The sequence below is a fragment of the Paenalicyclobacillus ferrooxydans genome (genome assembly GCF_001399675.1).
GTDB classification, from domain to species: Bacteria; Bacillota; Bacilli; order Alicyclobacillales; family Alicyclobacillaceae; genus Alicyclobacillus_B; species Alicyclobacillus_B ferrooxydans.
Genome location: NZ_LJCO01000008.1, coordinates 364,378 through 389,669 on the forward strand (window position 1 = coordinate 364,378; position 25,292 = coordinate 389,669).

30 protein-coding genes are annotated in these 25,292 nt (G+C 49.1%); 25 read left to right on the forward strand and 5 right to left on the reverse strand.

The genetic code is table 11. From position 1 onward, the window contains the following. Nucleotides 1-60 precede the first annotated feature (60 nt). Nucleotides 61-783, forward strand: a complete 723-nt coding sequence (locus tag AN477_RS01775) for an adenylate/guanylate cyclase domain-containing protein (RefSeq protein ID WP_054967455.1) — start codon at nucleotides 61-63, stop codon at nucleotides 781-783. Nucleotide 784: 1 nt separating this feature from the next. Continuing rightward, nucleotides 785-1,408, forward strand: coding sequence for a Pycsar system effector family protein (locus AN477_RS01780; RefSeq protein ID WP_054967456.1), 624 nt, complete (start codon nucleotides 785-787; stop codon nucleotides 1,406-1,408). Nucleotides 1,409-1,448: 40 nt separating this feature from the next. Here the strand turns inward: AN477_RS01780 and AN477_RS01785 are convergent, their stop codons facing one another. Both AN477_RS01785 and AN477_RS01790 read right to left on the reverse strand, forming a co-directional pair. Continuing rightward, complete coding sequence (locus AN477_RS01785; RefSeq protein WP_211265933.1) at nucleotides 1,449-2,195, reverse strand: PaeR7I family type II restriction endonuclease; 747 nt, start codon at nucleotides 2,193-2,195, stop codon at nucleotides 1,449-1,451. A 14-nt stretch (nucleotides 2,196-2,209) separates the two neighbouring features. Continuing rightward, on the reverse strand, nucleotides 2,210-3,919 hold the full coding sequence (locus AN477_RS01790; RefSeq protein WP_054967457.1) for an Eco57I restriction-modification methylase domain-containing protein: 1,710 nt from the start codon (nucleotides 3,917-3,919) through the stop codon (nucleotides 2,210-2,212). Between the two features lie 356 nt (nucleotides 3,920-4,275). On the opposite strand from AN477_RS01790, the gene AN477_RS01795 reads away from it, so the two are divergent. The 3 genes from AN477_RS01795 (at nucleotide 4,276) to AN477_RS24160 (ending at nucleotide 6,246) form a co-directional block, all read left to right on the forward strand. Then, nucleotides 4,276-5,268 carry a GGDEF domain-containing protein gene (locus AN477_RS01795; RefSeq protein ID WP_054967458.1) on the forward strand — a complete coding sequence of 331 codons (993 nt, stop codon included), beginning with the start codon at nucleotides 4,276-4,278 and terminating at the stop codon, nucleotides 5,266-5,268. Nucleotides 5,269-5,547: 279 nt separating this feature from the next. Further along, complete coding sequence (locus AN477_RS01800; RefSeq protein WP_054967459.1) at nucleotides 5,548-6,033, forward strand: CBO0543 family protein; 486 nt, start codon at nucleotides 5,548-5,550, stop codon at nucleotides 6,031-6,033. Nucleotides 6,034-6,096: 63 nt separating this feature from the next. Further along, nucleotides 6,097-6,246: a hypothetical protein gene (locus tag AN477_RS24160; RefSeq protein ID WP_157061737.1), complete on the forward strand. Its 150-nt coding sequence runs from the start codon at nucleotides 6,097-6,099 to the stop codon at nucleotides 6,244-6,246. Nucleotides 6,247-6,463: 217 nt separating this feature from the next. Here AN477_RS24160 and AN477_RS01805 read toward each other — a convergent pair whose 3' ends face one another. Beyond that, on the reverse strand, nucleotides 6,464-6,790 hold the full coding sequence (locus tag AN477_RS01805; protein ID WP_054967460.1) for a hypothetical protein: 327 nt from the start codon (nucleotides 6,788-6,790) through the stop codon (nucleotides 6,464-6,466). 118 nt (nucleotides 6,791-6,908) lie between these two features. Here AN477_RS01805 and AN477_RS01810 point away from each other — a divergent pair, with 118 nt between their 5' ends. Both AN477_RS01810 and AN477_RS01815 read left to right on the forward strand, forming a co-directional pair. Continuing rightward, nucleotides 6,909-7,565 (forward strand): polysaccharide deacetylase family protein, encoded by a 657-nt coding sequence (locus AN477_RS01810; RefSeq protein WP_054967461.1) that lies wholly within the window; start codon nucleotides 6,909-6,911, stop codon nucleotides 7,563-7,565. Nucleotides 7,566-7,699: 134 nt separating this feature from the next. Next, nucleotides 7,700-8,548, forward strand: a complete 849-nt coding sequence (locus tag AN477_RS01815) for a hypothetical protein (RefSeq protein WP_054967462.1) — start codon at nucleotides 7,700-7,702, stop codon at nucleotides 8,546-8,548. Nucleotides 8,549-8,723: 175 nt separating this feature from the next. Here AN477_RS01815 and AN477_RS24930 read toward each other — a convergent pair whose 3' ends face one another. Beyond that, the gene (locus tag AN477_RS24930; protein ID WP_169787832.1) at nucleotides 8,724-8,861 is read right to left on the reverse strand and encodes a hypothetical protein; all 138 of its coding nucleotides are present in this window, start codon (nucleotides 8,859-8,861) and stop codon (nucleotides 8,724-8,726) included. Nucleotides 8,862-9,489: 628 nt separating this feature from the next. On the opposite strand from AN477_RS24930, the gene AN477_RS01825 reads away from it, so the two are divergent. Beyond that, complete coding sequence (locus AN477_RS01825; protein WP_083485849.1) at nucleotides 9,490-11,412, forward strand: prenyltransferase/squalene oxidase repeat-containing protein; 1,923 nt, start codon at nucleotides 9,490-9,492, stop codon at nucleotides 11,410-11,412. A gap of 548 nt (nucleotides 11,413-11,960) precedes the next feature. Here AN477_RS01825 and AN477_RS01835 read toward each other — a convergent pair. Continuing rightward, the gene (locus AN477_RS01835) at nucleotides 11,961-12,632 is read right to left on the reverse strand and encodes an ArsR/SmtB family transcription factor (RefSeq protein WP_054967540.1); all 672 of its coding nucleotides are present in this window, start codon (nucleotides 12,630-12,632) and stop codon (nucleotides 11,961-11,963) included. Between the two features lie 75 nt (nucleotides 12,633-12,707). Here AN477_RS01835 and AN477_RS01840 point away from each other — a divergent pair, with 75 nt between their 5' ends. The 17 genes from AN477_RS01840 to AN477_RS01915 all read left to right on the forward strand — a co-directional run bounded on the left by AN477_RS01840 (nucleotide 12,708) and on the right by AN477_RS01915 (nucleotide 25,286). Continuing rightward, entirely contained in the window at nucleotides 12,708-14,192 is a 1,485-nt protein-coding gene (locus tag AN477_RS01840; protein WP_054967466.1) for an MFS transporter, read from the forward strand. Between the two features lie 27 nt (nucleotides 14,193-14,219). Next, entirely contained in the window at nucleotides 14,220-14,525 is a 306-nt protein-coding gene (locus tag AN477_RS01845; RefSeq protein WP_054967467.1) for a hypothetical protein, read from the forward strand. 1,133 nt (nucleotides 14,526-15,658) lie between these two features. Next, nucleotides 15,659-16,246, forward strand: a complete 588-nt coding sequence (locus AN477_RS01850; protein WP_083485852.1) for a CHC2 zinc finger domain-containing protein — start codon at nucleotides 15,659-15,661, stop codon at nucleotides 16,244-16,246. Nucleotides 16,247-16,452: 206 nt separating this feature from the next. Then, the gene (locus AN477_RS01855) at nucleotides 16,453-17,490 is read left to right on the forward strand and encodes a recombination directionality factor (protein WP_054967468.1); all 1,038 of its coding nucleotides are present in this window, start codon (nucleotides 16,453-16,455) and stop codon (nucleotides 17,488-17,490) included. Nucleotides 17,491-17,516: 26 nt separating this feature from the next. Next, entirely contained in the window at nucleotides 17,517-17,990 is a 474-nt protein-coding gene (locus AN477_RS01860; protein WP_054967469.1) for a single-stranded DNA-binding protein, read from the forward strand. 46 nt (nucleotides 17,991-18,036) lie between these two features. Next, nucleotides 18,037-18,210 (forward strand): hypothetical protein, encoded by a 174-nt coding sequence (locus AN477_RS24165; protein WP_157061763.1) that lies wholly within the window; start codon nucleotides 18,037-18,039, stop codon nucleotides 18,208-18,210. A 98-nt stretch (nucleotides 18,211-18,308) separates the two neighbouring features. After that, nucleotides 18,309-18,707 (forward strand): hypothetical protein, encoded by a 399-nt coding sequence (locus AN477_RS01865; RefSeq protein WP_157061764.1) that lies wholly within the window; start codon nucleotides 18,309-18,311, stop codon nucleotides 18,705-18,707. Nucleotides 18,708-18,743: 36 nt separating this feature from the next. Beyond that, nucleotides 18,744-19,019, forward strand: a complete 276-nt coding sequence (locus AN477_RS01870) for a hypothetical protein (RefSeq protein WP_054967471.1) — start codon at nucleotides 18,744-18,746, stop codon at nucleotides 19,017-19,019. A gap of 113 nt (nucleotides 19,020-19,132) precedes the next feature. Continuing rightward, nucleotides 19,133-19,312, forward strand: a complete 180-nt coding sequence (locus AN477_RS01875; RefSeq protein WP_054967472.1) for a hypothetical protein — start codon at nucleotides 19,133-19,135, stop codon at nucleotides 19,310-19,312. Nucleotides 19,313-19,391: 79 nt separating this feature from the next. Next, complete coding sequence (locus AN477_RS01880) at nucleotides 19,392-20,939, forward strand: AAA family ATPase (protein WP_054967473.1); 1,548 nt, start codon at nucleotides 19,392-19,394, stop codon at nucleotides 20,937-20,939. Between the two features lie 53 nt (nucleotides 20,940-20,992). After that, nucleotides 20,993-21,268, forward strand: coding sequence for a DUF4258 domain-containing protein (locus AN477_RS01885; RefSeq protein ID WP_054967474.1), 276 nt, complete (start codon nucleotides 20,993-20,995; stop codon nucleotides 21,266-21,268). 87 nt (nucleotides 21,269-21,355) lie between these two features. After that, nucleotides 21,356-21,643 carry a LysM domain-containing protein gene (locus AN477_RS01890; protein ID WP_245631674.1) on the forward strand — a complete coding sequence of 96 codons (288 nt, stop codon included), beginning with the start codon at nucleotides 21,356-21,358 and terminating at the stop codon, nucleotides 21,641-21,643. 54 nt (nucleotides 21,644-21,697) lie between these two features. Continuing rightward, nucleotides 21,698-22,900, forward strand: coding sequence for a DNA polymerase III subunit beta (gene dnaN, locus AN477_RS01895; protein WP_054967475.1), 1,203 nt, complete (start codon nucleotides 21,698-21,700; stop codon nucleotides 22,898-22,900). A gap of 76 nt (nucleotides 22,901-22,976) precedes the next feature. After that, nucleotides 22,977-23,822: an ArdC-like ssDNA-binding domain-containing protein gene (locus tag AN477_RS01900; protein ID WP_054967542.1), complete on the forward strand. Its 846-nt coding sequence runs from the start codon at nucleotides 22,977-22,979 to the stop codon at nucleotides 23,820-23,822. A gap of 48 nt (nucleotides 23,823-23,870) precedes the next feature. Continuing rightward, nucleotides 23,871-24,248, forward strand: coding sequence for a hypothetical protein (locus tag AN477_RS01905; RefSeq protein WP_054967476.1), 378 nt, complete (start codon nucleotides 23,871-23,873; stop codon nucleotides 24,246-24,248). A gap of 64 nt (nucleotides 24,249-24,312) precedes the next feature. Then, a complete protein-coding gene (locus AN477_RS01910) occupies nucleotides 24,313-24,771 on the forward strand; it encodes a JAB domain-containing protein (protein ID WP_054967477.1) in 459 nt (152 codons plus the stop codon). 5 nt (nucleotides 24,772-24,776) lie between these two features. Then, entirely contained in the window at nucleotides 24,777-25,286 is a 510-nt protein-coding gene (locus AN477_RS01915; protein WP_157061765.1) for a hypothetical protein, read from the forward strand. The last annotated feature ends 6 nt before the right edge of the window (nucleotides 25,287-25,292 follow it).

Consider the following 25,292-nt stretch of genomic DNA (forward strand, 5'->3'; position numbering starts at 1 on the left):
GATATGATAAAATGAATGCGAACAGACGTTTGTGTTTTAGCTATGCGTGGGGGTGGGTTCATGTCATTCAGCATGACTGAAGCAAAAAGGCTGGTTAAAGAGCATTTTGATCGTGCGCGTGGGAAAATGCTCATGGCAAAGAGTATGACGGACAGTTTCAAAATGGCCGAACCTATATCCGACGTTGTTCCGGGCTATCATGCAAAAGAGATGGAGTTCGGTGACTACGAAAAGGACAACTATACTGCACTTTTCATCGACATCCGAAACTCAACAAAGCGTGCTCATCGAATTGGAGCAGAAAAAACATTTCTGTCTCTACATGCCTTCTTTCCGGGAGTAGCATACACCATTGAGGAATTTGGTGGATATGTGATGGACTTCATGGGTGATGGTGTGATGGCGTTTTTTGGTGGAAAAGAATCTGAAATGAATAAGTCTTGGGCTGCTCAACAAGCTGGGACGTGCGGATTGAAACTAATTGATGTTGTGCAAAACGCAGTGAATCCCGTGCTGAAAGACGGGGGCATAGACTGGCTTTTTCAATGCGGCGTTGGAATAGATCACGGTTCAGTGGTTGTTACGAAAATTGGTACCTACGACAACTACGATGTGAAAGCGTTTGGTGATTGCATCAACAAGGCCAGCAAGTATTCTGACGGAACAGATTCAGTCGTGGTAAGTCAACAAATTAAAGATTTGTGGCCAACCAGCGAGGGTGGAAAAATGAGGTTTCACAAGTTAGGACACAGTGACGGGTATGAAGTGAGAAGGGAAGAGTAGCATGGGGCAAACTAGCCCGCCAAGTTTCAATGTTTCTTCGGAGGCAATTGAATTTCTTTATAAAGCCATTGAAGATACGCAGAACACAATTCGGTTCACGGATACCAAGGCGGGCGTTGTTATCGTCAGCAGCGGAATCATCGCGGGGTATTTCCTTGAATTAGTAACTCCCCTGCTCAAGCATATTCAGACGAGGCATCCATTGGTTTTGTCTATCGTTGTGGCCATAGGGATATTTAGCTTATTTGCAATTGTTGTGACTATCTTATCAAGTCTCCGCTCTATCTCGCCTATTTTGGATGCCAGTTGTCATGTTAAGGCCGATGGAGTAGCGAGTCAAATTCCGTTTTCAATAAACGCAGCACCTAAGATGGGATTTTTCGATTTGTTTCGTGAAAGACGCAAGTCATCACTCACTATGAGCGTGAGGGAGTTATTGCAGAAAGCTTCAGGTGATACATTGAGTCAAGAAATATCTAAGACACTGGCATTTGAATTGCTGAAGTTATCGTACATTCGTGACAAGAAGGTGTTTCGTACCAGTCGGTCAATTTTATGGCTCGTGATTAGCATGTTTTCAATTATCGCATTTTCGATTGCCTTGAGGTTTTTGGGCTGGATATAAGATGTCCCGGAGGATTTCCGGGACACTGGAATACCTTGACTTATGAACCGACGATATGACCGACCAACGAGCGAACGAAAGTGTACATGGTCAAGTCGTCAGACGGTTCGCCGTAATTCCCTTCCGGCCCGAAACTTTTATTTGACATGAGAAACGCCGCAGCCGTATAGTTTCGCTCCAACAAGAGTTTCTTGCAAAACAACTCATACCGTTGTGCGTAGGATGTATCTCGAAACTCCTCAAAGACGTTGAAATGAGGTTCGGCCACCCGAACAGGCACCGTTGACTTTGGGGACTCTTCCAAAACCATCAGATAGCCTAACCACGGTGAAGGTGCGGAATCACCAAAAGCTCCTTCACGGTAAGCCGTCAGAATGTCCAGCGAACTGCCCATCGCCTCTTCAGTGCGGTTATTAAAATTGTTACCGAATGAACCAACTTGTGATTTCAGTTCCACCGCTGCAATCAATCGTTTTTCTCCCGATTGCTGTTGCCGAACTACGACCAAATCCCATTGCTTTGATGGGCGATAGAACCCCGGCAACTCTAGCTTTCCAGACGTGAATATCTCGTCCTCAGTTACCCCGTTTTTCAACAGAATCCACCTAAGCACTTCCAAGAAACCATCTAACTGTTTACCGCCCGTAACTGCGCCGCGTGTGCCTTGATTTTGCACGCCGCGATCCATGTTTTTCCCTTGCTGTGATAAGCGGGTTGTCCAAAAAAAGCGGATGGCTTCCTTGGTTCGTTCGTCTAGTTCATCTTTTGCTGGAATGAAGATGTTCAAAGCGTGTTCCTCCGTCAAACTACAGTTTTGCGAATTACTTCTAGGTCTGAATCCGTCAAACCGTAAATTTCAGCAACAAGTCGATCTAATGTCTCTTTGTCCGCCATTAAAGCTGGATTTTTCAGTGCAACTAGCTGCTCATCGGTGATGGAATCAAGCATAGGAAGATGGATTCGGCGAAGGTATTGAGCTTGATACCTTAGAAAATCGCCACGCATCTTGACCGCATATGACCAGATAAAGAACCGAACCACAGATGAGAGCAGAATGGCACGCAACGCATCAATGTCCCACTTTCCCGGTAACACGTAATACAAGTTGTGGTGCGGGTAGTAGCGACCTTCATCCTTTACGATGTGGTTATCCGCCTTCACATCTGGAATCAGTAACTTCGGCGTACCAACCAGTTCAGGATAAATTCGATCAATCGTCCTGTACCATTTTGCACCCGATTTTTTCGCCACGTTGCGGTTCTTTACAACTTCTCCATGTATGTCAAAGTACCTCTTCAACTTTGGATACTCGTCCAAATCAATAAGAGAACCGTCTGACATGAACGGGTTGATAACGTACTTGCCACTCCATCGTATCTCGCCGCTGGCAATGTCACGTGTCGTCACGATTGGCAGTAGAGCCTCCGCCTCAATGTCGATGTCTTGCTTTGTAGGATTTACTATATAAACCCGGTCAGCACCAGTTGCAACGCCGATTCCAACTTTGATACCGTGCGTTTCGTCCTCGATTAGCGGGTGTTCCGCCTCCAACTTGCGTAAGACGGCGTGGTGGTCGGCTGATTCTAAAATCCACGGCGCATCACCCGTTACCCAATAATCGAAGCGATGAGATACAATGCCGTCGTTGGAACTTGCCTGCTCTTCATTTAGGAGAACTCTACGAGCCTTGTCGCATGAATCTTCATCGACTGTCTCCATAGACAGTACGTGAACCGATTCATCATCACTGGAATCAAAAATGACGAAAATCGCGGGATAGGCAGATACATCGTCTGCGAAAGGGCTGGTTTTGTGCATGTCGATAATGTACTTCAATTGATAATTCGAAACGATAAAATCCCTCAACCGCTTCCCATAGCGATTCCGCATAAAACGGTCAGCACAAATGAACGACAATGAGCCATTAGTGGTTAAGAGTTCCAAACTATGCTGTATAAAAGGGACATATAAATCTGCACGGTCGTAGATGGTTGAGTACAGCGACCGATATAGACTCATCTTTGCATCTGGGATGAGTTCTTGCCGAACATATGGTGGATTGCCAACCACGTAGTCAAATCGAGAGTTTCCATATTCGTCTGAAGACAGTAAATCCCTGTTCCAGAGTAGGAAATCCTCGCATACTAGCCACTTGTCTAGGAGTTGAGTAATTTCGATGTTGGTAAGGCCGTGGCTACTCATCACAGTTTTCAAATTTTGTTTACACAATCCTTGAGCCTGTGGATTTATTTCTATTCCACGAATGCACGAAGACAAGGCTTCGACCGTATCTCGGATGCTTCCATTGCGCTTTTTGTACGATGAAAGCAACCGCGAGACAGCTTGAATCAAAAAGGCACCATCCCCGGCTGATGGATCAAGCAACCGTTGAGTAAATAGGGGTTTATCAACCGTATACCCAACAAGATCAAGTATTAAATTTACGACCTCTGGATTGGTGTACACTGCCCCATGAAGCTTTTGGAAAATAGGGTCTTGAGTATCAAGCAATTGAAGTGGCCTCCCATGTAAAAACTATAGTGAATTGTAACACGGTCTCTCAGCAGAGTGCGTAGCTAGAAGAACCACGTCTACGGCAGTTCATATTTTGAGAATACAGAGACTGCGGAAATACGTCGATAATTTGGAGGGGATTTCGTAATACGAGTGAAAAAGTTTTTTCCTCAATAGAAGAATTTCACGCGGTTTCAATGGAGGAATTCGGAAACACTCATCGAATAGGAAACGGGAAGAGACAAATCAAGCGCGTAACCTCCTTCGGGAGGCCGCTTCGGGATAGGTACAGTGTATAGCCTCTTCGTCATAATGGCGGAGGGGCTTTGTGATGTTTTAAGGGGGTGACTCGGTTGAACGAGAGTGTTTTGCGTGGATTCTGCCATCGTTCACGGGAGTGGTCGCGTGCCACACGTGGTATGGAACTGTTTGAGATGGCCGCTACGGATTTGCGCGAGTTCGCCGACGCTGACTCTGGATTCTTTGTATATCGGAAACGGGTTCTGACAAACGGCGTAACGCCGCAAAATCCGACTGTCTACGCATCGTGGGGTGTGTTTGCAAGCGATGAAGAACGATTGCAAGCCGATGTTGACCAAGCACTAGGTCAGATGGAGTTGCTACATCCGCTCATGGAACGATGGATGCTAATTGAGGGTATGCCATTCGACTTGCAAGAAGCATGGAAAGAATACGGATTGCTCGAAGTTGGAATCTGGCCTCTGGTTTCACGTGAGCAAATGATCGGAGCGATTGTTGTCGCACGTACAAAGCCCGCAGATCGGGTGTCTGTCGTAACGGCAACCGCACTGATGGATTCCTGCGCTGCACAGGTGTCGTTGGCACTTGACTTCATTCTAACAGGAAGAATCGCGGAGGAAGCGAGTCACCGTGACCTCCTTACGGGATTGTTCAACCGCCGAGGTTTAGAAGCACAAGTCCCTCAATTATTACAGGACTGCGAGGCTTCTGGCAACCAGCTTGTGTTTGGTTTGCTGGATATGGATGACCTGAAACAGGTTAATGACACGGAAGGTCATCCGTCGGGGGACAATGCACTACGGCAAATAGCTGGTATCATTAGTCGGAACGTACGAGTTGGTGATCTGGTGGCTCGATTTGGTGGAGATGAGTTTGCCGTGCTCATGCAGTACGACAAGGCCAACCCATTTGCCGCTATGGAGAGGATTCGGCGGGCAGTTGAGGAACAGTCGGACGGGCTTTCGGTTAGTGTAGGAGGGGCCGTGTGGGGAATCGAAGGTGACTCCTTGGAGGAATGCTATGCGATAGCCGATGAACGACTATACGAATGCAAGCAGCTTGCAAAGGTGAATATGAGCGTATAGATTTCACGAGAAGAACTCGGTAAACTGGAGATATATTGCAGTGGACGGCGGTGACGTGATGAGTTTGACAGATGAGTTGAGAGTATATTGTATCCAATGTAGGCAGTTGCGCGAGAAAAATGACCTTCATCGGGTTTTTCAGACAGGGTTTCATCAGAGCAATGGCGTGAACTATCACATGGCCACCTGCAACACATTATGTAATTTCCACAAAATGGTCGGGGGGCGCCTAACCCTCGCAGTACAGAGTAGTTTTCGTGCCCTAAGGCGGACGGAACTATGCTGCTGAATATCGCGCTCGGTTTCGTTCTGCCTTGGATTCTTGGTGCCTTTCTCTATCGCAATCATCCTCTTACAGTCCTCACAGTGGCCCCTTTTGCCTCCGTTGTATCATTCTTGATTAACGCTGTTGGATTCGGCTTGGAATGGTGGAATCTGGCCCCATACACGCGCATAGAGACGTTTTCTGCATTGCCGCTCAACATGGGCTTGTATCCGGTTCTAGGGTGCTGGTGCATTGTATTGATTCGGCGATTCGGACGGTCGCTGTCTATGGTACTGGTTTTCTCAATAAGCACTACACTGCTCGAAGGCTTTGCCGTTTTTATTGGGCACGCAAGCTACGGGAACGGCTGGAACCTCGCGTGGACGTTCATTTCGTACTTGGTTGCATATGTGGTCGTGTATAAGTTTTACACGCTCATTCGGCATGTTCTGATGGAAGTCGGGTCAAAATACGAGACGTCGACTCGGTTCGACAGATGACCGAATTCAAAGCTGATACGATAAGTCGGTGCCAAACAAATACCGAGTAAATGGGGTAAGGTTTTGGGGGATTTATCACCACGAGAGTATGTTTTGATGCGCTTAAAAGAAGCGAAACTACCGATAGATGTGGTCGAAAAGATTTTGAAGCAGCTTGAATTCGATGAACTATCAGAGGAAGAACGGGAGGAAATTTTGAATAATGAAGGCTGACTACGAGTTGCGCACATAGTGAATGTGAATCCCTGAACGCCCTTTCGGCCACGGTCACTTTAAGGACGTTCGGAGTTTAAGATTGATTGACCCTGATAAGTTTACTTGGTAAAGTACCAGTTTCCAAGGGATGATTTCCGTGTTGTTGGAATCTCTCCTGAGACGGTATCTTTCCAACTGGATATGCCTTTCTCCCACAACTACACCACATCGAAGGTCATGGAAATTCAGAAGCATGTTCCTTCCCGCACTCGCAAACGTAACGGGTAGCAGGTATCACTTTGACAACCGTGGTCACGCTACTGTCGATTGGCTCGGCCCGTTCGGGAACCCACGTTGGCGGCATCAATTGGACGCCGTTCTCGTGGAAGGGGAACTGAACAGTGATGCGACCGTTCTCCGTTTCACACTTGCGCCACTTTCCGTAATATTTGATCACGTTGTGAGACGATGAGGACTCGACGTAATATACGAAATCGGTGCTTCGACCGTCCTGAGGGTGCCCGATAATCCTGTACCATCTGAAAGGTTGTTGTTTGCCCATTCACATCCCTCCCGCGCCATTACGTGTTTCGAACATTCTCAATCAAGTATGTGTGGACAATTTTAACATATCCACAAGCCGATTGGGATAACCTTACATAATTGTGTGGTGGTTTTTCGTGTTACAAAGTAGATTGCTGATTCGAGTTGCTGCTGTCATATCCTGCGGCATTTTGTTTTTGACATTGGGTCTTGTGAATACAAAACCTGTTCAAGCCGGGCAAAAGGTTCTGTACCTGACTTTCGACGATGGGCCGGGCGCGGTTTACACGCCTCAAATCCTTAACGTATTGCGTCGTGAGCACGTTCATGCCACCTTTTTTGTTCTTGGGTATCGGTGCCGTGAATTACCTGCAATTGTTCGCCGAATTAAGCGAGAGGGGCACGAAATCGGAAGTCATGGATATGATCATAGGAATTTGACCCACGCGCCAGAATCTGTGGTCAAATCCGAAATCAAAATGGCTGACACAGCCATCGTTGCAGTGACCGGGCACAAGCCTTTGTACTATCGCCCCACATATGGGGGTATAGATCGTCGAGAAATACCCGTCATCCGAAAAATGGGGCACCCTGTTGTGTTCTGGACAGTGGATTCTTTGGACTGGAAAGCGAAGTCGGCTGCGAACATTGTGCATAATGTTGAAAGAAACGCAGGGCCGGAGTCGATTGTATTGTTTCATGACGGAATCAGTCAAAGCCAATTAACAGTTCGAGCATTACCGGACATTATTCGTTACTACAAAGCGAAGGGATATGCTTTCCGAATTCTGTAACCCCGAATGGTGTGGGTGACATACATAATTTACCGCACAACTTCCGTAACCTCCACCGTGTCCTCTCCGTCTACATCACTGACAACGGCCATGAGAGCCGAAATCTGCATAACCATTGGGAGGATGAATTAGCAGTGAAAAATAAAGCTGCTGTAATTGGAGTAATCGCTGCCGGAGCCATCGCTTCACAAGGTCTAATGCCAGTTGTAGCGCACGCTTCCACGCAGGTCGCATATGCGCCTACGACAATTTCTGTGACAGGGCAAGCAACCCTACAACCTGAGCACGTTGTCGCAAACGATCCTTGGTCAGGAAAACTGACAAGTTGGGTGCCTGTCTACTATTTGCAAGAGGCATTGAAATCAGTTGGAGTGCAAGCAACGTGGAATGGCAACTCGTTGGACATCGGTACAACCCCCAACGGGTGGGAGGTGAATGTGGCCGGGGCACCGTCCGTTGGAAATCCACCCGCAGGACAAATGCAATTCTCTATCGGCGCGGTGCAGGATGAATTTTTGAGGGCACCCAAGTTAGTTGCGAAAGACCCGGCAAGTGGCGTTGATACGACTTATATCCCAGTCTATTACGCTGACTTATTCTTGCAGCAGCGATTGTTCATGGGAGCGTCTTGGAGTGGTTCGCAGTGGAGCTTGGCACCGCAGACGGTAGTGCCGAAGGGTCAATCGTTTGTGGTCACATCACCTACGAATCTTGAAAGTGTAAAACCCGGACAGACAATTGAAATCAGTGGTCGTTTAGCGTCGGACTTTTACAACGATGCCATTTCCGCCGACTTGTCATCGGGAGTCACACATGGTTCAAGCCTTCTGAAGCACACACAAATGCAGACAGACGGTGCAGGAATGTTCAGTGAGTCGTTCACACTCCCTGCGAACCTTAAACCCGGTACAGAGGTCGCTTTGACCTTTGAGATTCAAGTTCATAGCGGGCCTACAAAAACAATCGATCTCAAAATATCGTAACAGATGAAACAGGGCAGCCACGTTGCATGGCTGCCCTGAACTTTTAGTACCCGCCACCGCCAGCAGGTGCAATCAAGACAAACAGAACGAAAATAATCAGGAACACAACTGCCCAACGAGTGTAGCCGCCAAATGCGCCACCCATTGATTTCACTCCTTTCAGAAGCTGCGTTTCTTAATAGCCGCCCATTCCGCCGCCAGCACCTGCTCCGCCGCCAAAGCCGCCGCCGTAGCCCGGTACAAGCAAGAAGAACAACACAAAGATGATCAGGAAAACGACTGCCCATTGTGTGTAGCCGCCAAATGTTCCCACTGTAAAACCTCCTCAATTCTGATTGGACTTACCGTGTAGCATACGTTTCGCATGGCGAAGAAGCGTGGGCCAATCACTTGAGACATTTGATGGGGAGGGGTATTGCACTAGTTTTTCTATTTGACTTTTGTCTAGTAAGTTCGAATGGTTGTCCAGTTCATGAATACATTTTGATTTGAAGACAGAACACGTCGATAGAGATGAGCAATCCAGCTTGCCCGACTAATTTCCCCGGTTGTTTTATTGGGGATGTAGAGTGGAGTCTTTGATTTGAGGTGAAATATGGCGAAATTTTTAGGAATTATCCTGATCGCTCTCGTTGTCACAATCGATAACGCACTTCTCGCGGGTTTATTGTTGCCCACCTCCAGTCGAGTACAAAAGCGAAGCATTCTAATGATTGTGGGGGTTCTCCTTGGTATTGCACAGATTGTTTTAGCTGCAAGCGTAGATAAATTGTTAGACCACTTGATTTTTCGTGCGTTAGCAATTGTTCTTCTCGGGTGGATGTGTATTCGGACGTTGGGGGTGCAATCGAATCGGAGTGATGTTTCATGGAGAACGGTTTTGAAGTTATGGTTATATACCGTATTTGGTAATTTGGACAATATGATTTGGCTCGGGTCAGATGAAGGGAGATCGCTTCTGGCTAATTGTTGCATCATTTGGCACGATTCCTGTTTTCGTAAGTCCGCGCGGGGATAAATTGGATGCGATTATACAAACTGCTTTACAGCAGTTATTCAAAAGTCAAACACCACAAGGCGTTTGGATAGATTGCTTTGATACTGGAGCTATGCCTAATGCACAAACGTCAATTGCTTTGTACTTATTAGGGGTATCGGATACCGATTGGACGAATTTACTCCTGCGGCAAATCCTCGCAACTCAACGAAGTGATGGCGCATGGAGCATCTATCCCACAGGTCAAGGGGATTTATCGACTACTGTGGAGTGTTACTACGCCCTTCAACTATATGGATACTGGGATGGGTATGATGATCGGCAGCGTCTTGCCGAGGCGTTTATTCGGCAAAGTGGTGGATTGAAAAAGTGCAGGAATCTTACGAAAGTATTCTTGGCTTTAGGCGGCGAAATTTCGTGGTCATGGTTACCATCACCAAAGATTTATCTACTCTTGTTCTCAAAGTGGTTTCCTGTTGGAATCTGGGACATTGTGACATTCACACGCCTTCATGTCGCGCCGATGCTTTTGCTATCATCGCTGAAGTTCGTTTCCGACAAGCCGAAAAACTCAGTCTTGACGAATTTAATGGTGAAGTCGCAGCACTACACAGAAAAACATGACGTGAGCAAACAACTATCACCTAAAGCACATCGACGATTGTATCGATGTTTGAAGTGGGTGTTGGAGAGACGAGAATCTGATGGAACAGTAGCAGGGTATCACTCGTCGACACTGCTGGTTATCTTTGCGCTACGCGCATTTGGATATGGAGTTGACCATCCTGACATTCAAAATATGATTCACGCCTTACGTCGGGCACTTTACTTGGAGCAGGAAACAGGATATTGCCACCAGCAAACGTGTGATGCACATATTTGGAATACGGCTCTCGCAGTTAATGCGATTTCAGCAACTGGCGTACGACTGCAAACTAAAGCGGTTGAAAGGGCTATTCAATATTTAGCATCTAAACAACAAAGGAATGTTGGAGAGTGGTTTTTGAAAAACCCGCGTCAACCGGGGGGATGGGCATTTTCAAGCAACAATACGATACATCCTGACATCGACGATACTGTGGCTTGTTTAGAGGCACTGTACCCATACCGGGAGCAGTTTGAGAAGTCATGGTGGATCGGTGTGAATTGGCTGCTCGGGATGCAAAACAACGACGGTGGATGGTCGGCATTTGATAAAAATTGCAATAGACGTTGGTTGGAATGGATTCCTGCTAACGATATGAAGCGGACAATGTGCGATCCTTCTACTCCAGATATAACAGGAAGGGTCGTTGAATTCCTCATCAGGAACCATGTACTCCCACTCGACGACCGCAAGATTGTGCGTGCATTACGTTGGATTCATAAACACCAAGAGTCAGATGGATCGTGGTTTGGTAGATGGGGCACAACTTACATCTATGGAACATGGTGTGCAGTGAAGGCACTTGTGGCAGCAGAAGTAGCTAGTAGTGATCATTCATTGTCTCGCGCGAAAGAATGGCTATTTACAATTCAGCATTTGGACGGAAGTTTCGGAGAGTCGTGTCAAAGTGATATCCAAGGGAGATTTGTTCCCGTCTCATTCGGATTGCCAAGCCAAACTGCATGGGGACTGGATTCTCTTCTATATCTCTTCGAATGTGAAGAAATGGCACGGGAAAAAGAGAAAATCTGGTTAGCGTGTGAAAAGGCAGTAGGTTGGTTGTTAGCACATTTTAATGGTCAGACATGGACTGAAGACCTGCCAACGGGTTCCGCGTTTCCGGGAGCATTACACATTCGATATCACATCTATCCCAAAGTATGGCCCTTGATCGCATTAAGTCACTATAGATCATTGGCTTTAACGAAGGGAGGTGAATAATATGCTTGATCCGAGATTATTAAGTACCTTTCGGGGACGAATCGCTAATCCTTTGTATTGGCGGAGGACATATGGAATTCTCCGTTCCTATAATCGTTATCATTTGGCAACGCATGATGGTGCTGGTGCGCTCGTTGATCATCTATGTGGGGCGTTGAAGGTTTCATTGACTCCAACTCAACGAACGGGAGCGGTGAACTGGTTGGTTTCCCAACGTATTGACCCTCAGAATCGCTGGCATCAAATGAGGATGTGGAGCATCGTAAATGGCGGTTGAAGGGGCTAGGAGTTTGTTTGCAGGGAGTCCGTGTGAATGGACTCCTTCTTTTCACACGCTTCTCGGAACACCCCTCCCACACACCGTTTCAAGCGGGCACCACATTTGCGGCGTTTAACGGGCGTTCTCACGGCTTCTGGGTACTGGATGACCAATGTATCGTCATGGGTTCAGAAAAGCGAAGACAGGCCAATCTGTGCGGCCTGTCTTCCTGATGCTATGGGATATTGTTCCTCTTCGGTGACGGCACTTCAAATCCAGTTGCAGCCACTCAACTCCACAGTTTGATTTGAAACTCCTGTTCAAACATGCTGCGCCCAAGGCTTGACACAACAATCGAGCGTCGAATTTCTCCTTCTGCAATCCACTCCAGTTCGGTCAGGCGACGAGTGATACACACAGCAATTGGCCCGCCAATGTGGTGACGACGCTCTGTCCAATCAATATGGCGCGGGATCGGTTCTGTGTGGTTTGTCTTAACGCCGAATTCGTTGAGCCACTGGCTACCTGAAGGGGTAAGCTGGTAGCTTTCTTCCCCCTCTTGAAAGTACCCTTTTTGTACAAGTGCAGTGGTGAAGGCCACTCCAAGTTCTCCCGCTAAGTGTTTGTAGCAGGTGCGGGCAAATCGGAGCCTTTTTGCTTGTTCAGATTCTCGAAGGGAACGGATCGGAGAAGGGGGTGCAATTTTCGCAATCGCTTCGATAATCTCAGCCACTGAAGAACTCGATAGCCGATAATAGCGATGCCGACCCTGAATCTGAACGGTTAGAAGTCCACCGTCCACTAATTTAGTCAAATGCGAACTCGCAGTTTGCGGTGACACCTTGGTAATCCGGGACAATTCACCAGCAGTTAATGCCTTCCCGTCAGCGAGTGAAGCCAGAATTGTTGTTCGAGTTTGATCGCCGATCAGGGCAGCGATGGACGCGATGTTTTTGTACATATTCATATTTCGATCATACGTGAAATATCTGCGGGTTACAATCGCCTCAGTTCGTTGAAAAGGGGGTGACGTATAGTGCAAGAAAAGACAGCAATCATTCAGTCAAGGGCTGTTGAGCGGCGGGATATACAGATCGTGCTTACGGCCAGCGTGGGATTGTTTCTCTCAACACTAGACACTGGAATAATCAATGTCGCACTTCCATCATTAGAGCGGAAGTTTGATGTGGGAATAAGTGAAATGGCTTGGTCTATCACTCTCTATCTCCTTTTGTTGAGTGCTACCATCGTGATTTTTGGGAGAATCAGTGATCGGATCGGCAGACTGAAGGTCTATTTCTCGGGGTTGGTTCTATTTGCAGTTGCGTCTCTCCTATGTGGCTTCGCTTCGTCTGCGGTAGGACTGATTCTGTTTAGAGGAATTCAGGGTATTGGAGCAGCAATGCTTCAAGCGACGGCAGCGGCTATTATCACGACACAGATTCCCCGTAATCGCCAAGGTGCTGCGCTTGGAACACTTGGTATGATGCTAGGTCTAGGGCCAGTTCTTGGGCCAAGTGTTGGGGGATTACTTTTGTCGTTTGTCGGTTGGCGATGGATTTTCTGGGTCAACATTCCTATATGCGTGATGGGGCTTATTGGTACACAGAGACTGATGAGGATTGGAGAAGAGCCGAGAAACACAGCTTCACTCAATCTGGTGGGGAGTTTCCTTCTGGGTGCGTCAGTGTTCGGGATTATTTATGGGCTTTCGGAAACTGGTTCGCACGGAGTTATGAGGATATTTCCATATTGCTTGGCTGTAGTAGCATTCATCATCTATTTTGTTCGGGAAGCAAGGACAAGTCAGCCTATCGTGAAACTGCTACTGTTTCGTAATGGCATCTTTAGTGCTTCGATTCTTTCCGTTAATGTACTTGGCTTTGCCACGGCCATCGCCTTCATTGTTCCTCCGTATTTTCTTGAACAGATACTTCATCTTCCACCTTGGAAGGTTGGATTGGTCAATCTGGCAACGCCATTGGGTCTGGTTGTACTTTCTAGGGCATCTGGAAGGCTCATCGGAACATGGGGTGCAAGGAGGCTTATGGCAATAGGCTTGGGACTCATGTTCGTAGCATTAGCGACACTCTGCGCAATGCAACTTCATTGGATGATTCTCTCCATCGTTGCACTACTACTGCTGTATGGCTTTGGGGCTGGTGTTTTTGTCCCGGCAAATTTGTCGGCGATCATGAGGGCAGTGGGAAATGAATCACAAGGAACCATCGGTGCTGTTCAGCGAATGGTACAAAATATTGGCATCGCCTTGGGAACGTCAGTGGCAGCACTGTTGATACGGTCGGGGTCAAAGTTTGGAACAGCAGGGTACATGTCTGCATTCAGAGGGGGCTTGGATGGTTGCAGATGGGGCGGTGCTGATTTGTTTACTTGCATTGGGATTCGTGAACTTGACGCGAGGCAGGGTGCGTTGATCATCTCGTTTTTATGTTTCAGTTCCTTTTACGAACACCCCAACCACGTGCAATTTCAGGCGAATACCACCTTTGCAGCGATTTAGGGGCTGTCTGGGGCGTTGAGGGTCGTTTTGGAACAATGTATCGTTGAAGCTGAAAAGATAGAAGACAGCCCACAAAATGAGTGGCTGTCTTCGCAATGTGATGGGATATTGTTCCTCTTCATGCGTGAATCAGTCACGGGGATCGAGTGGCTCGTCCTCACTGCGATACCCGGTCGGCACATCAAACTCCCTCAAAGCATCATGACCCGCGTCCTCGGCGATACCGTGACCGCAGGAGCAGATGACCACAGAACCGCTCACCTCAATTGCCATGCGGACCGACTTGGGAGCCTGTTTTCCATTCGACTTCTCTATTGCATTTCGTACACTTGATGATGAACATTGGGATTCCTCATTTCCCGTTAGGATGTCCCTCGGTGCTTTCCCGTTGCACTGCAACTTGACTGGGCGAGGCCGCTGAGTGCTTTGGGAATCCCCGTGGGAATTTTTTTGGGAATCTGAGCAGTTGGATGTGGGTTCCGTTCGTTGGAGTTAGATTCCGTTAGAATCCTTTTGGGACGCGGATTCTTTGGGTCTAAATTCCGTTCGATGGAGTCCGATGGATGGGGGTATAACGGTCTGCAAAACCTTTACCATATCGCGAGCTGATGACGTAGACCCACGAGTCAACCTTTAAAATTCATTGTACCCCAAAACCCCAACATGACGTTGGGAAACTGCGTGTTGACAAATTGCATCTAGCTTATCTATTATGAATTTGTATAAAATTCCCCATCGAAAAGTCCTGTGATCATCATCCTACAGGAACTAGCTTATCCATAGTATTTGAATAGAGGATAAGTGAAGCACGTGGGTGGAGCATACAGTATCGAAACCATCGCGATACTTGACGGGCAGTGAAGAAGATGAACATGGAGTAGCAAATGCGAAGAATTGTTCATTGGAGTAACAAACCCGCTCCAGCGCATCCCCTAAAAAAGCGCCGTGCTTAATGTCGAAGATGGACCATGCATTTCTGTAGTGAGTTGATTCTTTGACAACGAAACGTTGAGTTCAAAGAGGGATTCATACAGATTGGAAACAATGGCTGACCTGTGTGGGGATTTAGCAGGGAAAAAAGCCGGAACGTCCGAAGAAGCGACGACACATTGAGTCATCGTGGAGTAGGAATAACGAGTGATGATTTCCACATGAACAAGATGACATGACCGTCATCGCCATAGGCAAGAATCCTCATTCAGCGACACCACATCAAAACTCGGTATCCCCAGTAAAGCGAACCATTTAGTTTGAATTCAAGATTTACGCGTTTCGATCCGTGTGAACGGATTCACCGCGCGGACGGACACACCTAAATTAGACTGGTACTCCTGAAAATGAAGGAGAGCGAGTCTGTTTTGTGTTTCCTGCGCGTTTGAAAACTTTGAGAGGGGTGATGACAAGTTCGAATCCCACACTGCAGAAATCAGGCAGCGGATCAACACGAATCAGAGGAGGTGATTCAATTGATTGGGATCGAAGAAGTGGCCCTACGCAATCGATTCCGACTCTATCCAACCGCACGATTTGGGCAATTCAAAGCACATTGCCCAGAGTGTCAAGACAAACGAAGACAATTTCACTTGTACGTTTCTGCAGTCAAGGACACCTTCTATTGCCACAAATGCGGAGCCAAGGGAGGCGTGGTTGCATTTCATGCCTGGCTCACAGGCATTCCGTTTCAAATGGCGAGAAATGAGTTGTATCCTGCGAGCAAGCGGAAGTTCCCTCGTCATCCGGCTGAGCAATTGACACGTGAACAACTGGCGGAAATGGGTTTCACGACGCGTATGCCGTCTCCAATTGCACCGAAAGCATTTACCCAAAGTGAATGGTCTCGCTATCGACGTCGAACCCTTGATTGGATATGGCGTGAATGGTGTGAATACGAGAAGTTTCGCAAAGAACAAGATGCGCGATTATACCGGATGATCTGTCAAGGCATGGCGAGTGAATCCGCTCATCCGGAGTCTCTGCAGGAACCTGTGCTTCGAGAAGTGCCCCTACCAAACGGCTCCGCCATTCACGAAGACGCACGCGCAGATATTGCGTGATTCAAGCGGACAATAAGCATCCTCGAAACGAGTTATGAGTGTCCCGTAAACAATGCCCACCATCAGCGACGCCACGTCGCCTTCTAGAATCCCGAATCCAAAAACAACCTTCACCATGAATCAGAAGACCAAAAGCGAGGAATCAATTGAGCGCGTTATATACGCATGTCCCATTTTGCTACCCGTCTAAAGAGGGAGGAGTCTACATGCCGATTAAAGGCCGTAGTGACGTCTCAAGGATTCCAAGAATCGGGAAAATCCATCTCGGTGTTAAGCAAAAATCCGAGAGAAGTGGGAATGAGTACCCGACTGCGGTGGACTATTTCGTCGTGAAGCCGGATGAATCCACCAGTGAAAAAGCGGTTGAAGCATTTCGTTCTGTCTACGGAGAGCAGCCACGGGAAATCACAGTTGCATTCCCGTCCAACAATCCAGAACAGTTCTTTCCGCAATTCCTCTCGTCCTATCGACGTGTCGGGGAGCGATACGAACTGTACTGCAAAGGGGACGGTGAAACGGCGAATCGTGTGGACGGTCAGGGTGGACGTGTTCAAATTGCGTGTCTGTATCGTGATTGCCCTGTTTTTCAGGAAGGGAAGTGTAAGGAACTCGGACAGCTCCAATTCTTTCTTCCGGATGTTCCTGGCATCGGTGCCTGGCAACTGGATACGTCAAGCTGGCACACCACGATCAACTTGAACGGCAGCATTCAAATGGTCCTGGCACTTACGGGTGGCCGCATTGCAATGGTCCCGTTAAAGCTACGGATCGTGCCGAAGATTGTGAATCCGGATGGGCGTCCGAAGACTGTTTACGTCCTGACACTGGGGATTGACGACATGAAACTCACCGACTTCTTGACAAGACCCCCTCTGCTCACTGCGGGGATGCCCAGTGTGGAACCCATTCCGGAAGACGAACTTCCGGATGATTTGTATTTGGACACGCAGATCGTGGATGACACCATGGCCGTGCAGGAGCGACCGCACCACGATTCGGAGGCCGATGCAAAGGATATTGCGGCGGTCAGTGAGGTGAAATTCAAGCCTTATCGGGATACAGAAGCGGCGATGGTCCGTCTTGCATCCCTGGATGGGAAACTTCTGGAGCTTCTTACAGCAGAACCGGGCGTCGTTCAAAAATTGAAGTCTCTGCGGGAGGGTACCGCGATCCGATTTCAGGCGACACCCTCACAGCGCTGGGTAGACCGCCTCGAACTCATCGACTTCAAGGTGGTTTCCTAAATGCATATCGAAAGGGGCTGTTCACTTTGATGAATCGAGTGATTCTCATTGGTCGTTTAACAGCGGATCCAGAGTTGCGGTATACCCATTCGGGGACGGCGGTCTCGTCGTTTACGTTAGCGGTGGATCGAGCGAGAAAAAACCAACAAGGCGAGCGAGAGACGGATTTTGTCAACATCGTGGTCTGGCAAAAACAAGCGGAAACTTGTGCGCAGTACCTACACAAGGGACGCATGGCAGGCGTAGATGGACGACTTCAAATTCGGACGTATGAGGATCGCGAAGGGCGAAAGGTCCGCGTAGCGGAAGTCATCGCAGAAAATGTTCGCTTCCTTGACCGGGGAGATAACACGAACCCCGTGTCGGGCGCACGAGCCAGTGATCCCAGTTCACCCCATGTACAAGCACCGAACCTTTCTCGATACACGGATGACCCGTTTGCCGATGATACGCCAATCGACCTCAACGACGACCCGTTCGCGGATTCGCATTCTGCCTGATTTCGAAATCAGCGATTCTATTTGATGTAGAAAGGACGTGCTACGCATGAACCTCCTATCGAAAATACGCTGGACTCTCTATGGCAAACGTAGACGAATGAACGCGTTGATGGAAGACCTCGAACGCATTCGCGTGAGTTATCGATTGACGCCACTGGAGCGAACTTCAAAGAGTTCCATCCAACCTGCTGTGCGGCTGTCCGGCAACATCGACAGGTAACGCAGTTTGCTGTCGACAACACGGAAAGGAGGGACGCCCCTCTCGTTCAACAACGAGAGGTGGAGCCTCGCGATGTGTTGGACGATGGGTGGACGAATTTGACTCATGGACGTTCGTACGAAGAAGTCTGGGAGGATTTGCAGCAGGCGTTGCTTCAGCATCTGAACCTGCAATGGATCAGTCGGAGTCAACATGCCGTTTTGCAAATGACGGTCAGAAAGATTGACTGGGCAGACATTCAACATGTCGTAGAGAATAATCTACCGGATGAAATGTACAAGCCATACGAGTATCCGCATGGGGAACACCCCTTTTCAAACTCTCATCCGGTATGTTCAATCACGGGCCAGGACAGGAGAGGACGCTTTCTCACCGTTGCGGTGGTCGTTCGCATGAGACATGGCCGATTACACTTTGGCATCATTACGGCCATTGCGCCGGTCAGTCCAAAAAGTCGGCATAGAAATGTTAAACCCGCCGCGCGCATTGCTCTATGATGGTGAGACCATCAGAGCAGGAGGCGGCACAACTCAATGAATCAGGATGTGGAAAATGTGTATCGAACCGTGATCGGTTCAGGCGGCGTTGTCTTCGAGAACTTCCCGGTTTCCATGTACGACGGTCAGGAATTTTACCGGATGCGAGACGAGTGGCTGGTAGAGCGGATCGAAACCTTCGTTCCCAAATGCCTTCGTCGAGCTGCAAGGTTCGACTGTCGTCTCATTCGAGCCTTTCACGAAGAGCCAAACCGAGATCCATCGGAATCGGAATCAAACATCATGAAGTGGTTGCAAAGAATGCACCTGTAGGGTGTACGACTGCCACGACACGAACCAGTCGGTTCGACACGACCAGTACAGACGAGCGAATGAATCGCTCGGTATCCTGCTGGTCTTTTTCATTTTGAGGGGAGGAATTCGCGATGAATACGTTCATCACGATGACCAAAGACACTGAGTCCGCGTATCGGGCCAAGCGCTTTTTGATGAAGCGCGGGATCCCATGTGAGATACACAAACGTCGGGACGGTCGCTATCTGCTGTTTACGGACATTTCCTACCGTTACGCGATTCGCAATGTACGCCGCCAGATGTCCGCTTGACACGTCCATGGAATTCAAGCCCCATCATCACGGGCTTGAGGATTACCAACACAACGAATGGTGAAAGGATGGAGCAAACATGAGAATTGAATCCATCACATTGGAGAATTTCAGGTGCCACGAGCACATGGAGTTTCAATTCAGCCCTGTGACAGCTGTATATGGTCACAATGGCGCCGGAAAATCAACACTGGCGGAAGCTGTGGTCTGGTGCCTCTACGGTACGGATATTCTCGGCAAAAGTAAGCAGGATGAAAACCTGATGCACATCGGGGCACAAAGTATGGCTGTCGCGGTCACGTTCGTCAGTTCGGGGGGTCAATCCCTGACCGTTTCTAGAATCCGGTCTGGCAAACGAGCTTCCGCGATCACGGTGAATGGATCGCGTCCGAAGGCAGGGCAGATAGAAGGATGGTTTGGATCGGTATCTGAATTCCTCTCCATGTTCTTTCCAGGCTATTTCAGCAGCCTGGAGCCAAAGGAAGCGAAAATCATCCTTTCGAAATGTGTGCCAGAGGTTTCAAAGGACGATGTGCTCGCTCGAATGAACGCTGATTCGGCAGAGCTCTTAGCCCACGACAAATTTGCCATGGGAATTGAATCGGCCGACTTCGCGATGAAGAGGGTTCGTACGGATATTGCCGAGTGCGAGCAGTCACTCACCCGTTTTGAAGGTGAATTGGATGCCTATGAGTCCGTCATCGCGCGGGGAGAGCCAAGCCCGTTCGTGAGTAAAATCCCAAGCGAGACGATGGCGCAGTATGAGGCCATAAAACAGGACATGGTCAGACACGAAGTCAACTTTGGGAATCGCGAAGCGCGCCTTGATGCATTACTTGCACAACACAAATCGCTCGCCGACTCGTACCGGATGCTGAAAGCAAGCATCCCTAAAGCAGACACGCACTGCCATACCTGTGGTCAAACATTGCCGATCGACCAAGCGGAACAAATTCGCCAGCAAGTGGCCTTGAAACAAACAGGCATTCAGAGAAACCTCGCGCAAATCGTCGCAGAAGGGAAACGGGTCAAAGCAGAAATTGAGCATCTGAATGCGCTGCCCAAAATACCCGAAATGGATCCGAATGGTGAGGCTCTCGTGAAACAGGTAGAAAAACAACTCCGTGACGAAGAGCAGTTGAAAATTGCCCACGAAGCCATGAGACGGACGGTTCAAATGGCCAAGGAGAACATCGCTCAAACCAAACAATGCATGGTGGAGGAACGAACACATCTGGAAGCTTTGCGTCGCAAGTTAAAAGCCTTGCAAGATTTCCGCTTCGAGTATGTTCGCGCTCAGCATGACAAGTTAAACGGCTTGTTTGGGCATGTACGCATTCACTTAATGGACCCCAACAAGGAGACCGGAGAAATTCGAGAGTCGTTCCGGATTGAGTGGAAGGGCAGGCCGTACCGGTTGTTGTCGTTCTCTGAGAAAATCCGCTGCGACCTCGAAATCGGGCGAGTCTTAGCCGAGGCCCGGGGAGAAGTGATACCGGTTTATATCGATAATGCGGAATCGGTGCAAAACCTCCTCGCGGAGCCGTTTTGTGGGCAAGTCATCGCGGCCTACGTTTCGGACATGAAGTTGACGGTCAAACACTCGGTTGATTCACAGGTGGCCTGAGAAACGGTCGAAGACGACCGACAATTCATGGAAGCAGTAAGGTGGTGAATGCCATGGCAACGAAGCGTAACCGACCCCTGTACGACATCCACGCTGTCAAACGGATGGTACAAAGGCGGCTTCCGGTCGACGTGATCGATCAGATTGCTCAGGTCGGTGTCACGGTACAAGAAGATAGAAACCGTGTGATGAAACGAGGAGATTTGAATGGCAAGCCCATTCACGTTGTGCTCGCGAAACCGAATACCGTCATCACGGTGTACACGGCGGATGAGTGGGATTCCACCATTACCGTTTGTCGAAAACGAATCCGTTCGTTGAACGCATAAAACTGTTCCCTGACTGCCGCCTGGGGGTGTCTTTTCACCCTCGGGAAGCGGCCCCGTGGGTGAAATCTTGTCCATGGAGGGATGGAAGTGAAAGTCATCAAGCGATACGTAGGGATGGGGACGTTCGTGCTTCTCATCGAAGCCTTGCTCGTACTGCGAGTGATGCCACCAGGGTTTGACGGATGGAAATCTGTAACCGTTGGTCCAGGGCAAACACTCTGGGAACTAGGCGAGCTGTACTGTCCCAATACGGATCCGCGATATGTTGTGGGGGCCATTGAAACCCGCAATCATATCGGAGCAAACATTCAGCCAGGCGACGTCCTGTGGGTACCGACAAAGTCGGTCTCCATGTGGGCACGGCTGGTTTTTTAGTCCCTGCGAACGGACTTCAACTTGACCCCTTGTGGGGAAGGAGCGCGAAATCGCATGAAAGTAACGTTTCGTTGCGAAGAACTGGTCAAAGTCCTGCGTGACATTGTACGCGTGGTGCCAAGTTCAACCAACCGACCTGTACTCAAACACGTCCTGATCCGAGCGAATCAAGCGGATGATCGGGTCGATTTGTATGCAAGCAGTGAAGACATGTCGATACGACGAACCCTGTACGAGACGATTGCCGATCCGCCAGTCACGATTGAAGCTTCCGGCGCTTGTCTCTTACCGGCGAAGGAACTCTTCGAGATCGTGAAAAAGGCGAGTGGTCATGTGACCGTTCAGGCCAATGCTACGAAGACAAAGTTAGTTTTCGGAAAGACGAAGTACGAGTTGGCCGGCTTAGACCCGGATCTCTTCACACCGTATACCAATGAAAATGATGCCACCACTTCTGTCGTGTTGCTGGCTCCGGAGTTGCATCGGCTGCTGCGGCGCACGACGTATGCCACGGCTAAAGGTCCTGCGCGTCCAATTCTGACTGGTGTGCACTTGGCACTGGCAGCGTCCGTTCTCCAAGCAACCGCTACGGACGGTCTACGACTCGCAGGGTTCACGGTTCCCTATCAGACAATTACTGGGGAACAGAGAAGTTTAACCGTGCCAGCAGCACTATTGGACAAGGTGGCGCTCGGCTTACCCGCGCATGATGACGATGAGAAAATCACGTTGGTGTTTGGCTCAAGTTCACTCATTGTGTCGTGGGACGACGACTCGTATCGCACGGTCATTCGTGCGCTCGATGGGCATTACCCAGACACATCACGCATCATTCCACAGAACGCGCCCTACCGGATCGAACTCGACCGACAGGAACTGCTGGATGCGTGTGAGCGCGTGTCGATTCTGTCCGAAACGGAGCATCAACGGGCACAGTTTGAGTTTTCACGAGAAGGGCTGATTCTTACGGCAATCTCGTCTCAGTATGGGAATGCCAGAGACACAGTTGAAGTGAAAAGCGTGTCCACAGATAGGGCGTTCACCCTTGTGTGCAACATTCACTATTGGATTACGCTGCTTCGGTCATTTGAGGGCATTGAGCAAATTGAAGTGGGTCTGGTGGATGCGAATCAACCATTTACGGTGAAACCCGTCGGCGTAACCGGCCTATGCCTCATTGCGCCAATGGCGAATACCCAAGCGGTGTCGAAGGAGACCGCAAGTAGCGAGTCAACAGACGAGCGTGTGAGCGCTTAGGCCACGATTCGAAGGGAGGAAGTCCCCTGGTTACATTGGGGGCTTTCCCTCGATGTGGCTTGTGGGGCGGACGTGTATGAACGAGAAGGTGAACGAGGCGCTGGAACGGCTAGAGCAGGGAATTGCATCCTTGCTCGATACCGAGCAGTGGAAACGGTACTTGATGTTTCAAAGCCGGTTCCATAGCTACAGCTTTCACAATACCCTGCTGATTTTCGTGCAAAAGCCCGACGCGACGATGGTTGCGGGTTTTCATCGGTGGAAAGAGCTGGGGCGCTTTGTACGGAAGGGAGAGCGTGGAATTTCGATCCTTGCCCCAATGTTCCGCACAAAGTGTGACGACGAAGGGATGTCAGGTATTGAACCGCAACCCAGTTCGGGCGAGGAGGAAAAGCGCCAGATCCTATACGGCTTTCGTCCCGTCTACGTCTTTGACGTGGCGCAAACAGATGGCGAGCCCATCCCAACGGTAGATGTACCTACCATCATGAACGGACACACAGGGTGGTATGAATCGCTTTGCCGAGCCTGCCCCTTTCCACTTCGTGAAGTTCCTGAAATGGAAGGTGGAGCACTGGGCACTTTTCACCACCGTAGTCGTTCGATTGAGATTGTCGAGACGTTACCGGAAGCCCAAAAAGCAAAGGTGCTCATTCACGAATGGGCCCACGGGCTGTTACACAGCTTAGCGGATCGACCGAATCGAGAAACACGAGAACTTGAAGCGGAGTCCACTGCGTTTGTCGTCGCAAGTGCGCTTGGTTTCGATACGGCAGATTACTCCTTTGGCTACATTGTGGGCTGGAGCGGCGAAGAAGCCATACAGACACTCAAAGCGTGTGGAACGAGAATTCAAAAATCAGCAGACACCATTTTGTCCGCGTTACAGCTCCAGCCGCAAGTCAAAAAGGAGGCGGTATAGATTCAGCTAAAACGGACAAATGTCGCACGGGATGGTTTATGCAATTACGTGAGCAACGGCGAAGACTGGATGCCATTCACCGATAGTTTCGGTAAAGAGAAACTGGGTGTACTTGCACCTCGGCGCAGAGATGTGGAGCAAGATGCGGCGGTACGCGTCGTGATCTTCAGCTACCAGATTGAAAACCCGAAGTGGGGGTATGCTGCATTAATTCTCAATTGTGGCGTGATTTGGGCTGCGTATGCATCCTTTGATGCCACTGATATCAAGGGAAGCCCACTCTTTGCACTCAGACTGATGGGGCGCTTTGAGTGGACATATCCATCTATCCAGTTGGCAAAAGAGGCCATCGCGCAGTCACAGTCTTTCAAGCGTGTGTCGGATGAGGCCCTAATGGAACGGTTGAAAATCGATTTGTTGCGGTGACATAAGGCCATATAAAGCCCACTGCACTGGGTTCATTTATCCACCCGGTGCAGGCGGGTGGCGTATGGGGGACGGACAAATGGCGACCATCAATGTCGTACGGATTGAGCTGATTAAAGAACGGAACTTCAAATACTCGGGAAGCCGACAAATCCGGTGTGCAGAGGATGCTGCGAGCATTCTGTGGGAATACATCGGGAACACCGATCGAGAAGAAGTTGTGGTCATGGTGTTATCAACGAAGCACTATGTGAATGCCTTAAACACGGTCAGCATCGGATCGCTCGACGCATCCGTGGTTCATCCGCGGGAAGTATTTAAGCCCGCCATCTTGGCCAACGCGTCGGATATCATTGTTGGGCATAATCATCCGAGCGGTGACCCTGCCGCCAGTCCGGAAGATATCGCGGTCACGAAACGACTCGTAGAAGCGGGGCGCATGCTGGGGATTGATGTATTGGACCACATCATCATTGGCGATCCTGGGCGATCCGTAAGCATGAAAGCTCAGGGGCTGATGTGAGCGGCATGGATAATGAGATGTATTCCTTTGAGCCATCTGTTGTGAGGGCGCTCATACGTTCATGTCCAAGGTACCAGATACTCTATCAAGACTGTCGCTTGGCAGGGCTGCTAGATGTAGCGTGGACGGTTCTTCGCGATGCTAGCGAAGGCGGCGAACGTGTCTGGGTAAACGATAGAGAAATGCAGGCTAACCACATCAGCTACATGGACTGGCTTTCAGTCAAGCGCATTTGCAAACTTGCTGAGAGGTTCGATGAGGATGCACGTAACGAGGGCTTCACATTTAGGTTTGAGTTACGGCCTTCCTTGAAAGATCTTGAACCCCCAAACTGTGATTGCACCAAGCGGGGATACGAAATTAGTGACACAGTCACTATCCAGGGTAATCGGTACAACTCAAATGCGGATACCTATGCTACGCAATTGGGTATCAAGGCGGAGAGTATGTACGTGTTTTGGATTATTGATGCAAAGAAATACGGCATTGTGCATGAAGCCTATTGGTGCCTTTAAAAACTC

Bases quoted from the DNA above. Each gene is read 5' to 3' on its own strand.
- AN477_RS01870 (WP_054967471.1), top strand. From the start codon at position 18,744: ATGAATCAGGATGTGGAAAATGTGTATCGAACCGTGATCGGTTCAGGC.
- AN477_RS01825 (WP_083485849.1), top strand. From the start codon at position 9,490: ATGAAGGGAGATCGCTTCTGGCTAATTGTTGCATCATTTGGCACGATT.
- AN477_RS01835 (WP_054967540.1), bottom strand. From the start codon at position 12,632: ATGTACAAAAACATCGCGTCCATCGCTGCCCTGATCGGCGATCAAACT.
- AN477_RS01880 (WP_054967473.1), top strand. From the start codon at position 19,392: ATGAGAATTGAATCCATCACATTGGAGAATTTCAGGTGCCACGAGCAC.
- AN477_RS01855 (WP_054967468.1), top strand. From the start codon at position 16,453: ATGCCGATTAAAGGCCGTAGTGACGTCTCAAGGATTCCAAGAATCGGG.
- AN477_RS01875 (WP_054967472.1), top strand. From the start codon at position 19,133: ATGAATACGTTCATCACGATGACCAAAGACACTGAGTCCGCGTATCGG.
- AN477_RS01885 (WP_054967474.1), top strand. From the start codon at position 20,993: ATGGCAACGAAGCGTAACCGACCCCTGTACGACATCCACGCTGTCAAA.
- AN477_RS01915 (WP_157061765.1), top strand. From the start codon at position 24,777: ATGGATAATGAGATGTATTCCTTTGAGCCATCTGTTGTGAGGGCGCTC.
- AN477_RS24165 (WP_157061763.1), top strand. From the start codon at position 18,037: ATGAACCTCCTATCGAAAATACGCTGGACTCTCTATGGCAAACGTAGA.
- AN477_RS01775 (WP_054967455.1), top strand. From the start codon at position 61: ATGTCATTCAGCATGACTGAAGCAAAAAGGCTGGTTAAAGAGCATTTT.
- dnaN (WP_054967475.1), top strand. From the start codon at position 21,698: ATGAAAGTAACGTTTCGTTGCGAAGAACTGGTCAAAGTCCTGCGTGAC.
- AN477_RS01910 (WP_054967477.1), top strand. From the start codon at position 24,313: ATGGGGGACGGACAAATGGCGACCATCAATGTCGTACGGATTGAGCTG.
- AN477_RS01805 (WP_054967460.1), bottom strand. From the start codon at position 6,790: ATGGGCAAACAACAACCTTTCAGATGGTACAGGATTATCGGGCACCCT.
- AN477_RS01780 (WP_054967456.1), top strand. From the start codon at position 785: ATGGGGCAAACTAGCCCGCCAAGTTTCAATGTTTCTTCGGAGGCAATT.
- AN477_RS01900 (WP_054967542.1), top strand. From the start codon at position 22,977: ATGAACGAGAAGGTGAACGAGGCGCTGGAACGGCTAGAGCAGGGAATT.
- AN477_RS01800 (WP_054967459.1), top strand. From the start codon at position 5,548: ATGCTGCTGAATATCGCGCTCGGTTTCGTTCTGCCTTGGATTCTTGGT.